The organism is Bacillus sp. WC2507, from assembly GCF_052656125.1.
On sequence record NZ_JBQXPN010000001.1, the window covers coordinates 4,131,807 to 4,146,807 of the forward strand.

Here is a 15,001-nt window from a genome sequence, read left to right on the forward strand (position 1 = left end):
AACTAGAAAAGCTCTTTAGCTTTTCTAGTTTTTTATTACATATTTTTTAAGTTTCTCTAAATCCTCATAAATAAGCTCCAATAAACTCCGATTATAAAAAATTGAAGCAGGATGAAAAGTCGGGAAAATATGATATTCTTTCTCTGACCATGTAAACGCTGCACTTTGCATATCCTTTAATTTTTGAATGGGCTGTTTTAATAATTGTCCGTGCACATCTGTTATTTTTGTATTTTTTCCTGTCAAACGTTGAAGGCCGATATTTCCAAGTGTGACGATAAGCTTCGGGTTTATTTTCTCTAATTCATAATCTAACAAAGGGGCATGGGCAAGTATTTCTCCTTGATTTGGCGTTCTATTATACTTTTTCTGTATGATTTCACCATTTCGTTCTTTTTTCCCTCGCCACTTATAAGGTCTACTCCGAACAGCGCTCGTAATATATACTTCTTCCCTTGTAACGTGAATCCGTTCTAAAAAACCCATTAATTGTTTTCCCGCTCTCCCGCTAAACGGAATCCCATTATGAATTTCTGTTTCACCAGGCGCTTCTCCTAGCAACATAAATTTTGGATTTTCAGGACCTTGTCCACTTAAAAATCCTTCTAGCTGATAAGAAGCACTTTGTTCTTTCACTTGTTTTACTAAATGGCTCGGATATTTCATTTCCCCCACCACCTTTCCACATTACTTCTATTATTTCTATTTGTAATACATTATATAATTCAATCACAAAACAAAAAAGACTATCAAAATTGATAGTCTTTAGTCGTCGCTACGCTGCATACCAGTATACATTAATACGAGACGTAATAATTCAAATACTGCTACAGCTGCAGCCGCTACATATGTTAATGCTGCCGCATTTAATACTTTACGAGCTTGCCCATATTCATCTGTTGATACGATACCTAACGCTTCAATTTGCTGCATTGCACGCTTTGATGCATCAAACTCAACTGGTAATGTAACAAGTTGGAACACAACACCTGCTGCCATTAAGATGATACCTAATAACAATAAGTTAGACATAGATGCAAAGGCACCAATCATAATAAATATCCAAGAAATATTCGATCCAAAGTTTGCAACTGGCACTAATGAATGACGAATACGCATAAAGTTATAATCTTTTGCATCTTGAATTGCGTGTCCTACTTCATGTGCCGCTACTGCTGTTCCAGCAACTGAATGACCGTAATAGTTATCTGTTGATAATCGAACTGTTTTGGCAGTTGGATCATAATGGTCTGATAAATGACCTGGTGTTTCTTCAACAGCGACATTGTATAATCCATTTTCATCCAAAATTTTTCGAGCCACTTCTGCTCCTGTCATACCTGATGTTGAATAAACTTGTGAATACTTGCTATAGGCACTACGTACTTTTGACTGTGCATACAACGGTATGATCAAAATGATCGCGAAGTAAATTAAATAAAACATCATGAATCTCTGAACCTCCATTGAAGTTTTAATTATAGTACTTCTCATTCTATTTTCTTCTGCCACCATTGTCAATGAATAAACCTTACAATCCGTATCTTTATTTATTACATTATCTATTCTTAGAGTGTACATTACTTTTTCTTTTTTCTCTCTCGCCTTTATACTTTCTCCATCCAACATAAGTTAATGTGAATAAAATAAGACCTCCAGTAATTGTCATAAACCAAATAAGAGAGGGTGCAATTTCATCTTTTTTTACTGTGTGAAATATTTTTTGCAAATCCCCTTTAATGATTCCTAATTGCATTTGCCCACCTTTCGTTTTTAACATAACGTTACGAAATTCATCCAAATAGGATAGATGGACATTTACACGCTGCACTTCGTTTTCTGGCAAGGCGATCATTAAGCTTGGATAAATAATATTAAATTCATGTAAAAATGTGTTTAACGTTTGTTGAAACTGTCCCGTATCTTCTTTTTCCATCGCTTTTTCCATTTGAGAAAAGGCATCCATTACTTTTCTTTCTCTTTCCATCCAAAGTGGTTGATACTTTGATACTTGTGCATCAACCGCGAACTGTAGGGCTAACACATTATCAATTTTAACTTGTTTACTTACATCTTCTTCCACGAGTGATTGTTTCGCCTTGTCATAAGCTAAAGAAATAACTCTAACTTGATCTGACGTTACTTCTTGCTTCTTTTCATTCCCCTTTATTACAAACTGTTCCGAGAAATGTTGTAAGACTTGTACTGCTTTTTCATCTTCATTACGCTTCACTAATTGTAATGAGTCGTCTAACAACCCTGTTAGTTCACTCCACTTTTCAGCATATATACGTAACGGAAACATTATAATTAGAAATGCTATCAATCCAATTAATGTTCTCTTCATCACGGTCCCCCCTATAACTACTAGTACAAAATATGTTAATTTGGACAAGAATAGAACAGAACTGAACCGAAAAATATATTATCGTTTTACAAATAAAAAAATTCTCTTTAAGCAGAGAATTTTTCCTTTGAAATCCTTTTCTTTTTTACGAAATATCTATACAAGCTATAACAAAGTATGCTACCACCTAAAATAAACAATAAAATAACACACGCAGCATGCATAAAGAATTCTTCTGGTAGCATTAATATAATTGGATCCGTTTCAATATCAAACATCCAATAATCATTACTGAACAAAAGCTTATGGAATAATACAAAACTCTTTTCAAAATTAATAGCAATCGGTAACATGAGCGCTATCGGAAAAATAATTGTTAAAATCGATCCGTGTAGTAAAAACTTTTCATTTTTCTTTTTTAATAAATAAATGCCGCCTACCATTGCAATCATAATTGTCGCATACATCACATATTGAATCTTTACTAAAATATTTTTAACATCTACAAAATGAATACGGCCATTTGTAGACATATCTAATGTTGGCAACTGTAATGCTCCATCATAAAACGGCGATAAATATGTGATAAGCACATCATAATTTCTTTTAATATCATCCTTTGTCATATCCGCTAAATCTGGAATATTTAAAAAATCAATTTCAAAATAATATAGCCATTTTCCATATACAACCGCCGTTGTTGCGAGTGCAAATATAGAAAATGCTATGCTGTATGAAACAGCTATCGTAATCAATCGATCCCATATTTTTGTACCACTCTTATTTTTCTTCATTTTCTCCCCCTACATGTTCTAACTATCATAAAGAAAACTGTTTTCGGTTCTCACGCAAGCAAGAATAATATGTAATACATAGTGTAGCGATGCTTAGCCAGAACGTAAAATAACCAATTTCTTCTACAAACAAATGCATAATTCCATATCTCGGCATTTGCCAAAATAAATAATCAATTGCATCATTATGTAATGTCCATATAGCTGCTACCGCAAAATGCCATTTTTTTATACGGTAAAACGGTGCATATAACAATCCTTGTACTGCCATCGCAAAATGCGAAAGCATTAACATATACCCGATAAAACCAATAGGACCTTTTACATAGATCATAATTGCATTTACAACAACAGCCCATATCCCATATTTTATTAAAGTAACAATCGCTAACGCCTCTATTAATCCCCAATTTCTCTTTATTAAAAAAGCAATTAAAACAAAGACAAAAAAGAGACTCGCCATCGGGCTATCGGGTACAAACGGCCAAAATATAGGGGAAGTTTCTTTTAATTGATTTCCATACCATATAAATCCGTATATTGTACCTAATATGTTAACAACTAATAAAAATAATAATACGGAGCGTTGTCTTAACATTGCATACAAGTAAACCAAGCTGTATGTCCAACACCTTTCAAACAAAGTCATTCTTTCCTCAAACTCTACTCTATTATATAGTAAATTTTCTTTCATCAAAATAAAAAGCTGACTACAAATTTTGTAGTCAGCTTTTTATTATTTTTTATTATACTTTGCAACGAATTCCGAAAGCTTCTTCAGTTCCTCATCTGTACCTTTAAATACACCTTTAGGCATCGAACCTTTTCCTTCTTTCGCAATTTTAGCAATTTCTTCTGGCTTTAAAGTTAAGTTTTGCAGTGCTGGTGCTGCTGCCCCGCCCTGTAAATTGTCACCGTGACATGTTAAACAAGTATTTTTTTGCATTAATTTATAGCCGTCATCATTTTTATCAACTGGTGCTGTTTTTACAATTGCTCCTTGTTTTTTTGCAGCTTCCCAGTCGTGGTGTGCTACAGATTCCCAAGTTAAAAAGATAATCGACGCAATTGCTAAAAGCATAAATCCAGTTGCTACAGGACGCTTCAGCGGACGTCTTTCTGGACCTCGATCAAGAAATGGAGCTAACAGTAATGCGCCAAACGCAATCCCTGGCATAATAAACGCTCCAATTACAGTAAATGAGCCAGAAGCATAAGAATACTTTAATAACTGATACAAGAATAAGAAATACCAATCTGGAAGTGGTATATATCCAGCATCAGTTGGATCCGCCATTCTCTCAAGTGGTGACGGATGCGCCACTGTTAAACATAAATAACCGATTAAAAAAACTGCACCAACCATCCATTCTTTTAACAAGAAATTCGGCCAAAATGCTTCTGTTTTCCCTGGGTATTCAGAATAGTCTTTTGGAATATTTGGTTTCCGAGCTACTGGTACCCGAGAATCTCCTACAAACTTCATCCCTTTGCCGCGATGCATAATCTCCCTCCTTTAGTTCTTTCCCCTTTAATTTAGCAATCTCTTATAGCGGACCGGAAATACCTTGTTTGCGAATCATGATGAAGTGGAAGGCCATTAAACCTAGAAGTGCTGCTGGTAAGAAGAAGACGTGAATAGCAAAGAAGCGAGTTAATGTTTGAGCGCCAACAATTTCGGAATGACCAGCGAGTAATGTTTTAATATAAGGACCAATGAGCGGCGTTTGCTCTGCAATTTGAATCCCTACTTTCGTAGCAAATAACGCTTTCATATCCCACGGTAATAAATATCCGGTAAAACCAAGACCTAACATAACAAAGAAAATAAGAACACCAACAATCCAGTTTAACTCACGAGGCTTTTTATATGCACCTTGGAAGAAAACTCTGAGTGTATGTAAAAACATCATTACAATGACGAGACTAGCACCCCAGTGGTGCATACCACGAACAATTTGTCCGTACGCAACCTCATTTTGTAAATAATAAACCGATTCCCAAGCATTTTTAATATCAGGCACATAATACATCGTCAAAAACATTCCAGATAAAATTTGAATGACAGTAACGAAAAAGGTAAGTCCTCCAAAGCAATAAACGAATGCAGAGAAGTGATGTGCCGGGTTTACATGTTCAGGTACTTCATGATCAGCGATATCACGCCATATTGGTGTAATATCTAACCTTTCATCTACCCAATCATAAATTTTATTTAGCATCTACTTCGCACCTCCTCTTGGCTTCGCTTTTCCTAAATACAGCGTTCCATCTTTCACTTTAGATTCGTATACATCCAGTGGAGCAAGGGGCGGCGTGCCTTTAATGTTCATCCCGTCCTTTGTATAACGGCCCCCGTGACATGGACAAAAGAATTGATTCGGATGTGCTTTGTCCGAATTCCAGTTCACTGTACATCCTAAATGTTTACATACTGGAGAGAACGCAACAATGTCTCCGCTTTCATCTTTATGAACCCAAGCTGATTTTGGCTCTTCGGACTTGTACCAACCATCAACCTGCTTCACCTTAAAGTCGAAACGTTTCGGCTCTGTTGTAATATCCTTTACTTGTGCAACAGCAACCATATCCGTTCCCGCTTCTTTTCTTAACACCGGATCAAGCGCAAATCGCGTCATCGGCATTAAAATACCCGCTGCCATAAAGCCTCCTACCCCTGTAAGGGTGTAATTTAAAAACTGTCTTCTTGACACACGATGTTCTTTCTCGCTCACGAAAATTTCCCCCCTCTATCAGAAATTGTCCCCTCGTGATAAATTATATAAAAAATAAAAACTAGGACACTATCATGATATAATACGCTCATGCACAGGTCAATATCATACTACTCATAATAATAAGAACTTTCTGTTTATTATTACTTTCCCCATTTTCCTTCTAACATCACCATTATATTTTTTATATGTGCATGAATAACTTCTCTTTTCGCTTGATCACTAAATTGTTCTAACGCTAATGAAGGAAACCAAAATAAATCTCCCTGTAATTCTTGCATATCTTCTTTCCACGAAAAATCACTTGTAACATAAGCAATATGCTTAAAACCTTGCTTTTGTAAATGATTTGTCCATTCTTGCAAACGACCTTTTTCATTTTTTTGACTTTCTACTAAATACGTAAATGCAGGTAGTAAAAGCACTCTTCCTTTATATTCTCTTTCTAGTTCCATACTCAACAATTCGATAAATTCACCTTGTTCTACTACCATTTTCATTTCTTTCGCTGCCGAAATTGATAAAAGTGGTATAACACCTGTATCTACATACTCTCTTGCTTGCTCAAACTGTTCTACATCTTTTACAACCCATTTCAAATTTCTTCCCTCCCTCCCCTATAAATAACAGAACTTTCACTTTATATATATTAAACCATACTAAAAGAGGTAAAAAAAGAAAAACTACCTATATTAAGGTAGTTTTTCTTAAAAAGTCTGAAATTTGTAAAACTTTATGAATCCAAATGAATTCTATAACATCTTTAACTCCGCTGTTAACCTATGAAACGCTTCCTTATCTTGCTTATCCAGCGCTTCATCAATTTGTTTCAAAAGACGTTCTCTTCTAAAAGAAAATACACTTTCTTCTAAAAATCTTTCTGCAAGTAAACGATCTTTTTCATTTACTTCAATATGCTTTGGTAAATACGGGTTTTCTTCTAATACAGCTACATAATTTGCATTTTGAAACGATGATTTAAAATTGAGTTGAATATAAATATCCTCATCTCGATTTAAACGAATATCATGAAACGATTTTTCAGCATCTGTTGTCATAACATTTTGTTTAAAAAAGTGAAATGGTGTGTCTTTCACACAATTCGCGGACATCACTAAACCACGCGGACAATACTTTGCATGCTCTACGAAGTGGACTTTATGCATCAATTGGTCGTGACTCATTAAATAATTCAAAATCCATACACATTCACGCTGTTTCAGTTGGTAATTATTCAAAAACCATTTTACAAAATCCTTCTTCTCGTTTACAGAAACAGGGGTATTCATAGCAATTAAGTCCCTCCTCTGTCTTTCTCTTTTCTTTTTAGATTCAAGAAGCGGCATTCAGTTTCCTTCCAACTTATGAAAAATCCTCTAAATTATATAACAATTCTTCAATATGAATTTGTGTCGGGTCTAGTTGTATTAACTGAGTAAATACTTCTTTCGCCTCTTTTCGCATTCCTTCTTCCAATAAGAAATAACCGTACTCTTCCAAGAAGTCTGGATGATTCTTAAAAGAAGTATATGCACTTTCATAGTGTTTTAATGCATCCGAATACATTTCTAATTGTTTTTTTGCAAACGCAAGATCCCAAAGTAATTGTGTATCTGGTTCTCCGCTATCAATCGCACGCTCTACAACTGCAATTAGCTCTTCATACTTTTCTTGTTCTTTTAAGATATACGCATATTTTAATGTTGCACCTAAATGTCCTGGATCTAACTCAAGCGCTTTTTGAAGCACTTCTTCTGCTTCCGCTATTTTTCCTAATTTCGCCGCAATGTTCGCTAATTCTACATAAAATGGTACAGAAAGCTCATCTACTTTAATTCCTTCATGAAGTGTTTCATAGCTTTCTTGAAGCATTCCTTCTTTTTCATAACTTTTCGCTAAATACATATACAACGATGCATACTCAGGATCTAATTCTTTTAGTTCTTGCCAAGCACCAATTGCTCTTTGGTATTCTTCACCTTGGTATAATGTGAAGGCATATCCAAATAATGAGTGGATATCTTTTTGTTCCTCTAAACCTGCTTCGTAGTAAGAAATCGCTTCTTCCCAATTTCCAATCGCACTTAACGTTTCTGCGAGGCGAAGTGCAATGACAACACCTCCCATTACTTTATGTTCCGCTAATAGCGACTCATAATGAGTGATTGCCTTTTGTTCTTCACCTTTACTACTATATAATTCTGCTAATCCAAACGTAATAACAGGTTCTTCAGGCATCATTTCTTTCGCCTTTAATAGTTTTTGTTCTGCTACATCATCAAAACCTTGCATTTGGAATAAATCCGCAACGAGTAATAGCGATTGAACATATAAATCATCATTTTCTGGAATATCATGAAGCACTTCAATCGCTTCATCTTCTTTGTCTAGATCAATATATAATTCTGCTAAAAATACAGTGAATTCACTTTCTTCCGGGTACAATAAACGCAAGTCTTCTGTAATAGCTAACGCTTCATCCATAAATCCAAGTGTATGATAGTAACGAGCAATATCATATTTCTCTTCATCATTCGCAATTTTTAATTGTTCTTTTAATAATTGTAATCCTTTTTCCGCTTCACCATTTTCAATATATGAAACAGCCTGTTCAAACTTTTGCATAAACGTCTCCTTTAATTCTAAAAAATATTCTTTTCTGTTCATTTCCCCCGCTATTTGCGGGCAGTAAGACCCCCACCTCAAAATTCAGCGAAGACAAAGAAGTTTGAGGGGGGCGAGCTGCCCGTTAAATCCCGATTGGTGCGGGCTAATAATCAGTGAGGATAAACATCCCCCCCACTGATTAAAGTTTCACTTTATCATAAGCAACTAGATGTAAGAACGCAACCTTTTGAATGAGCATAATTCTTCTTGTACTTTCACTGGTAACGATTCGAATATGACACCGATACCGCATTACTACTTTCTATTGTACCGTTTTCTTTCATTACCGTGCAAATAACTTTCCTTATTAATTATTGACCCGCACGGATCGAGCTTTACAGGCCTTCTTCACCAATCTTTATTTACATAAAAAAGACTCCTATAATAGGAGCCTTCACACACTCTTAAGAATATGTTTCTTCTTTCTTTACTTGCTCTTTTACAAGCTCTTTCAATAATTCTATAATTTCATCATTTTCTTCTTTCAAACCAACAGTAATACGAATACCATCATGTATACCAAATGCAGCACCAGAACGAACAATATATCCTTTCTTCATTAATCGTTCGAAAGCCTCATTACCAGGAATACCTAGTTTTAAGAAAATGAAATTTGTTTGAGACGGATAATAGAATACGTTATATTCCTTACAAAATGCGTAATATTGATGTAACCCTTCTTCATTCTTTTTCACACATTCTTGTAAAAATGCTTGATCTTCTAATGCAGCAAGTGCTACAGATTGGGCTACAGTCGATGTATTGAATGGTAACCTTGCTACTTCTAGCTGACCGATTAACTTCGCATTACCAACCGCATATCCGATTCGGAAAGCAGCTAAACCATATGCTTTTGAAAACGTGCGTAAAACCATAAGATTTTCATACTTTTCAAGAAGTGGTAATGTTTGCGGATAGTCTTCTGTCCCCGCATATTCATAATATGCTTCGTCCATAATAACGAGCGCTGACTTAGGAACTGATTCTAAAAATGAAAGTAATCTTTGTTTCTCTACATATGTACCTGTCGGATTATTCGGGTTACAAATCCATACAATCTTCGTTTTGTCATCTACTTGCTGTAACATCGCATCTAAATCGTGAATGCCATCTTTAAGTGGTACTTCACGAACTTCTGCTCCTTCAATAACAGCATGGTGATGATATTGAGAAAACGTTGGATTCGCCATTACAACATTTGTTCCTTCGTGTAGTAATGCACGACTAATCATTTGGATGACTTCATCTAATCCACTACCAAATAACAGTTGTTCCTCTTTAACCCCTAAATGTTTTGCTACTTTTGTCCGAAGTTCAAAGGCATATCCATCTGGATAAAGAGCGTATTGACTCGCTAAAGAAGTTAATGCTTCTGTTACACGGGTAGAACAACCGAATGGATTTTCGTTCGATGCTAATTTCACAATTTTTGATAATCCATATTCCCTTTTTACTTCTTCAATATTTTTCCCAGGTACATATGCTCTCAAAGTTAACAATTGCTCTTTCACTCTCATTTTTCTTCCCCCAGTCATTTTATTCAACTCGATTACAATACGGTAATCGGTTATCATAACCGTCACTATTACGAGAATACCGCTAAACAAGCACTTCGCACTTCTTAAACCATATCCTTTTGAAATGCCTCTAACGCAATATGAACAGTCTCATCTGGAATAGATACGACATTCACTACCCCATATTCCTGCATTAGCACCATATGAATTGTCCCAGCATTCGCTTTCTTATCTTGTTTCATCAATTGAACAAGACGCTCTACATTCAAATCACTTGGCATTTTTGGATAGCCGTACTTTAAGAACCACTGCTTCATCTCTTCATAAGAAAGATCAACCTTGTACACTTGCTCACTTAAGAATATAGCAAATAACATTCCAACCGCTACTCCGTCACCGTGAGTAATATTTCCATACCCTAGTTCTTTTTCAAGAGCATGGCCTAACGTATGTCCAAAGTTCAAATGGGCACGTACACCTTTTTCTGTTTCATCTTGCGATACAATATTTGCCTTTACAGGAATCGCCTTCGTTAATATATGAATTAACTTCTCATCACGAAGATCCGTTAATGTTTGCACTTCTTCTTTTAACCAATGATACAGCTCTACATCACCAATAAGAGCATGTTTTATCACTTCTGCATAACCTGAACGCCACTCTTTTTCAGGAAGAGACTGTAAAAATGGCGTATGATATACAACTGCTTCTGGTTGATGGAATGCACCTATCATATTTTTACCTAACGGATGATTGATCGCTACTTTCCCGCCTACTGCGCTATCATGAGCTAATAAAGTCGTTGGAACTTGAACAAAGCGAATTCCACGCATAAACGACGCAGCAACAAAACCAGCTAAATCCCCAATCATCCCGCCTCCAAGTGCAATAATTAAAGAATTTCTATCTAATTTATTTTCAAGAGCTGACGTATGAGCCGCATAGAAATTTTCAAAAGACTTCTCTTTTTCGCCACTCGGTACAACGAATGAAAATACTTTTTGCTCTATTTGCAATGCATCTACAACTGTCTGTAAATGTAAAGATGCAACAGCCTCATCTGAAATGATCATGATGTTTGATACAAATGGCCGCATGTTTTGAACGATTGTTGTCAAATGTGACAACGATTCTTTTCCTACATGTACATCATATTCTTTTGATTTTGTTTGAATATGTATGTTTCCCATTAAAATCCCCTCGCATATTCATTATGTTTCTCAATATTTTCACGAATAAGGTCCATACGATCTAATCCGAATTGTTCTATTAAAGCTGTCGCTAATTCCCAAGCCACAACCGCTTCTGCAACGACACTAGCTGCTGGCACTGCACAACTATCTGAACGTTCAATGCTCGCTGTAAAAGGCTCTTTCGTATCAATATCTACACTTTGAAGAGGTTTATATAGTGTAGGTATCGGTTTCATCACACCGCGCACAACAATTGGCATGCCAGTCGTCATACCGCCTTCTAATCCACCTGCATTATTTGTTCTTCGTGTATATCCATGCTCCTCATTCCACAGAATTTCATCATGAACTTCACTTCCCGGTCTATGTGCTGCTTCAAAACCAATTCCAACCTCGACACCTTTAAAGGCATTAATACTCATAATTGCGGATGCTAATTTTGCATCCAGTTTTCGATCATAATGCACATAGCTACCGACCCCAATTGGCATTCCTTCCACAATCACTTCAACGATTCCACCGATTGAATCACCATTTGCTTTCGCATCATCAATTGCTTTCATCATTTGGCTACCAGCTTCTTCATCTAAGCAACGTACAGGTGATGCTTCTGTAATACTTTTTAATTCTTCAATTGAACGATACGTAATTTCCTTAGCCTCAACACCGCCAATTTCAATTACATGGCCCGCCACTGTAATACCAAGTTCTGCTAACACTTTTTTAGCGACCGCACCAGCAGCAACACGTACTGTCGTTTCGCGTGCTGAAGAACGTTCCAGTACATTTCTCATATCTCTATGTCCATATTTAATCGCACCATTTAAATCAGCATGTCCAGGTCTTGGTTTTGTTACTTTCCTTTTCATTTCTTTTTCTTCTTGTTCCGTCAAAGGCTCTGCGCCCATAATTTTTGTCCAATGTGCAAAATCACGATTTTCAACAACAAGTGCAATTGGAGAACCTAATGTCTCTCCATGTCTAACACCACTTGCAATTTGCACTTGATCTGTTTCAATTTGCATGCGCCTACCACGCCCATACCCCTTTTGCCTTCTAGCTAACTCTTCATTTATATCATCCGCTACTAAAGGCAGTCCTGCCGGAACACCTTCTATAATCGTTGTAAGTTGTGGACCATGAGATTCACCCGCTGTAATATATCGCATACGTTATTCCTCTTTTCGTATATGTATTTATCCCGCTATATTAAGCAATGATATTATCTTTCATTACTCTAAAAGTATAAAAGAAATTAAATAATACATCAGCCATTCGCTTATTCTCCGATAGGCCTTTTACTTTACATATCAATATATCATAACAGCTCTAACTTCGTAACTAAATGCAATAAAAAAAGTGCAAGAAGAATACCCCTATTCTCCTTGCACTTTCTACTATTATCACAGTTATTAAAGCGTTTACAAATTATTTCAAAATAATTAGTAAATCCATTCATTCATTAATTTTGAGTAGTCAACTAATTCTTCTTCCTTAAAGAAAATAGCAATCTCGCGCTCTGCACTTTCTAACGAATCAGAACCATGGATAATGTTTTTCGCAACAGTTACACCGAAATCTCCACGAATTGTTCCAGGAGCTGCTTCATGTGGTCTTGTTTTACCCATCATGTTACGAGCTGTATCTACTACACCTTCACCTTGCCATACCATTGCAAATACAGGGCCAGATGTAATAAAGTCTACTAATTCACCAAAGAAAGGTTTCTCTGTGTGCTCAGCATAGTGTTGTCCAGCAATTTCCGGAGTGACTTGCATTAATTTTGCACCAACTAATTGAAAGCCCTTTTTCTCAAAACGAGCTACGATTTCCCCAATGAATGCACGTTGTACACCGTCTGGTTTTACCATTAGAAATGTTTTTTCCATAAAAAATCTCTCCACTTCTGAATTATGTATGTAATTGTATATCCCCACACACATATTAACACCCTTATCACAATTGTGCAATAGTTTTGAAATAGAGAGATTATTTTATTTTTTAGAAAAAACACTAAAATTTTCGTTTCCCAATATACTTTGCTACATTTTGTAATGCATACTTTGCTTGTCCACGTGGGAGTGGTTTTATGATTTCTAATGCTTTATGTAAATAACGTTCACTAAACGCAAATGCCTTATCAATAGCTGCACTATTTTTCACAGCCTCAATAATTTCTTTCATTTCATCCGCTGTTGTATTTTCGTGTACAGATGTGATTTTCTTACGAAGCACTGGATCTTCCATAGCGTATAGGGCAGGAAGCGTAATATTCCCTTGTAGTAAATCTCCGCCAGCAGGTTTTCCAAGTTTCTCTTCCGTTGAAACAAAATCTAAAATATCATCAATAATTTGATACGACATCCCTACAAAATAGCCATACCAAAATAGTCGATTCACCGTATCACGATTAGCCCCAGCAGCAATCGCCCCTAGTTGGCAACTTGCAGCAATTAATAATGCTGTTTTTCGCTTTATTCTTCTTAAATATGTTCGTAAATTTTGGTCATAATTGTATTTATCTTTAATTTGTTCAATTTCACCTTTACAGACTTCTAAAATGGTATGCGATAGCGCCTGATGCGCCTCTGGAATTTCGATATTCGTTATACATTCAAGAGACTTCGCGAATAGATAGTCCCCTGTATACATCGCAATACGGTCCCCCCATTTCGCATTCACAGTCGCACTACCACGTCGTAAAAAAGCAGCATCAATAACATCATCGTGAACAAGAGAAGCCATATGAATAAGTTCTAACGCAACAGCTACATGCTTAATTGCATCTAACTTATAATCTCCAAATTTCCCCGCAAGCAACACAAATACAGGACGAATTCGCTTCCCACCTGCTTCAATAAGTTGTAATGCCGCCTCTTCTACCAATGGTTGTTCAGAAGCAACTGTCTTTTTTAATTCTTTTTCTATCACATTAATATCCGATCGTAAAAAAGAGTACATAAGTTGTAACTTCATATTGTTCACCTTAACCTAAAACTTCTTTTTTCTATTTTGATTCTGGTTTCATACCTAAATGCATCGCTGCTACCCCAAAAGTAAACGGCTTCACTTGTATACGTTCAAGTCCAGCTTTTTCAAACATATTAGCCAATTCTTTCATACCTGGGAATGTACTAGCAGATTCTTGCAGCCATGAATATTCTTTATAACTTTTCGCAAATAACTTTCCAAATAACGGCATGATATATTTAAAGTATAAAATATACCCTTGTCGAAAACCAATCATTGTTGGTTGAGATGTTTCTAAACAAATTACTTTTCCACCTGGTTTTACTACGCGCGTCATTTCTTTTAATACGTGCAGATAATCCGGTACGTTACGTAAACCAAATCCAATCGTTACATAATCAAATGTGTTATCTTCAAATGGAAGTTCCATTGCATTCCCGTGTAGAAGTTCTACTTGTTTTAATTGTAACGCCTCTACCTTTTGCTTACCGACAGATAACATATTTTCACTGAAGTCTAAACCAACAACCTTGCCCTGTTCACCTACCGCTCCAGCTAGCGCAATTGTCCAGTCCGCTGTCCCGCAGCATACATCAAGAGCCTTGTTACCTGGTTTTACATCCATAATGCGCATCGTCTCTTTACGCCACGCTTTATGTCTTTGAAAACTAATTACAGAATTCATCACATCGTATTTATCAGAGATTTTCTCAAATACATCATGTACTCTTTCTTCTTTTGATTGTTGCATGCTCGTACCTTCTTCCAATGTAAAATT

At 36.1% G+C, this 15,001-nt stretch carries 17 protein-coding genes; all 17 read right to left on the reverse strand.

The window, feature by feature from the left end; genetic code table 11:
• Positions 1-24: 24 nt before the first annotated feature.
• Positions 25-666, reverse strand: a complete 642-nt coding sequence (locus ACUN28_RS21735; protein WP_016088631.1) for a uracil-DNA glycosylase — start codon at positions 664-666, stop codon at positions 25-27.
• Positions 667-765: 99 nt separating this feature from the next.
• Complete coding sequence (locus ACUN28_RS21740) at positions 766-1,446, reverse strand: zinc metallopeptidase (protein WP_033659816.1); 681 nt, start codon at positions 1,444-1,446, stop codon at positions 766-768.
• A 112-nt stretch (positions 1,447-1,558) separates the two neighbouring features.
• On the reverse strand, positions 1,559-2,347 hold the full coding sequence (gene ypjB, locus ACUN28_RS21745) for a sporulation protein YpjB (RefSeq protein ID WP_016088633.1): 789 nt from the start codon (positions 2,345-2,347) through the stop codon (positions 1,559-1,561).
• A gap of 107 nt (positions 2,348-2,454) precedes the next feature.
• Complete coding sequence (lit, locus tag ACUN28_RS21750; protein WP_016088634.1) at positions 2,455-3,141, reverse strand: lipoprotein intramolecular transacylase Lit; 687 nt, start codon at positions 3,139-3,141, stop codon at positions 2,455-2,457.
• A gap of 25 nt (positions 3,142-3,166) precedes the next feature.
• Positions 3,167-3,757, reverse strand: coding sequence for a DUF1405 domain-containing protein (locus tag ACUN28_RS21755; RefSeq protein ID WP_033659652.1), 591 nt, complete (start codon positions 3,755-3,757; stop codon positions 3,167-3,169).
• 120 nt (positions 3,758-3,877) lie between these two features.
• Entirely contained in the window at positions 3,878-4,645 is a 768-nt protein-coding gene (gene qcrC / locus ACUN28_RS21760) for a menaquinol-cytochrome c reductase cytochrome b/c subunit (RefSeq protein ID WP_000554603.1), read from the reverse strand.
• A gap of 43 nt (positions 4,646-4,688) precedes the next feature.
• Positions 4,689-5,363 (reverse strand): menaquinol-cytochrome c reductase cytochrome b subunit, encoded by a 675-nt coding sequence (gene qcrB / locus ACUN28_RS21765; protein ID WP_000932700.1) that lies wholly within the window; start codon positions 5,361-5,363, stop codon positions 4,689-4,691.
• Positions 5,364-5,876 (reverse strand): menaquinol-cytochrome c reductase iron-sulfur subunit, encoded by a 513-nt coding sequence (gene qcrA / locus ACUN28_RS21770; RefSeq protein ID WP_001290420.1) that lies wholly within the window; start codon positions 5,874-5,876, stop codon positions 5,364-5,366.
• A gap of 143 nt (positions 5,877-6,019) precedes the next feature.
• A complete protein-coding gene (locus tag ACUN28_RS21775) occupies positions 6,020-6,475 on the reverse strand; it encodes a YpiF family protein (RefSeq protein WP_016088636.1) in 456 nt (151 codons plus the stop codon).
• Positions 6,476-6,628: 153 nt separating this feature from the next.
• On the reverse strand, positions 6,629-7,165 hold the full coding sequence (locus ACUN28_RS21780; protein WP_001095923.1) for a ReoY family proteolytic degradation factor: 537 nt from the start codon (positions 7,163-7,165) through the stop codon (positions 6,629-6,631).
• A gap of 73 nt (positions 7,166-7,238) precedes the next feature.
• Entirely contained in the window at positions 7,239-8,501 is a 1,263-nt protein-coding gene (locus tag ACUN28_RS21785; protein WP_016088637.1) for a tetratricopeptide repeat protein, read from the reverse strand.
• A gap of 446 nt (positions 8,502-8,947) precedes the next feature.
• Positions 8,948-10,060, reverse strand: coding sequence for a histidinol-phosphate transaminase (gene hisC / locus ACUN28_RS21790; protein WP_016088638.1), 1,113 nt, complete (start codon positions 10,058-10,060; stop codon positions 8,948-8,950).
• Positions 10,061-10,164: 104 nt separating this feature from the next.
• On the reverse strand, positions 10,165-11,250 hold the full coding sequence (gene aroB / locus ACUN28_RS21795; RefSeq protein WP_016088639.1) for a 3-dehydroquinate synthase: 1,086 nt from the start codon (positions 11,248-11,250) through the stop codon (positions 10,165-10,167).
• Positions 11,250-12,422 (reverse strand): chorismate synthase, encoded by a 1,173-nt coding sequence (gene aroC / locus ACUN28_RS21800; protein ID WP_016088640.1) that lies wholly within the window; start codon positions 12,420-12,422, stop codon positions 11,250-11,252. Before aroC ends, aroB begins: the two co-directional genes overlap by 1 nt.
• Positions 12,423-12,695: 273 nt before the next feature.
• Positions 12,696-13,142 carry a nucleoside-diphosphate kinase gene (ndk, locus tag ACUN28_RS21805; RefSeq protein WP_000415885.1) on the reverse strand — a complete coding sequence of 149 codons (447 nt, stop codon included), beginning with the start codon at positions 13,140-13,142 and terminating at the stop codon, positions 12,696-12,698.
• A 124-nt stretch (positions 13,143-13,266) separates the two neighbouring features.
• Positions 13,267-14,229, reverse strand: a complete 963-nt coding sequence (hepT, locus tag ACUN28_RS21810; protein ID WP_016088641.1) for a heptaprenyl diphosphate synthase component II — start codon at positions 14,227-14,229, stop codon at positions 13,267-13,269.
• Positions 14,230-14,260: 31 nt separating this feature from the next.
• Positions 14,261-14,974 carry a 2-heptaprenyl-1,4-naphthoquinone methyltransferase gene (gene menG / locus ACUN28_RS21815; RefSeq protein WP_016088642.1) on the reverse strand — a complete coding sequence of 238 codons (714 nt, stop codon included), beginning with the start codon at positions 14,972-14,974 and terminating at the stop codon, positions 14,261-14,263.
• Positions 14,975-15,001: the final 27 nt, after the last annotated feature.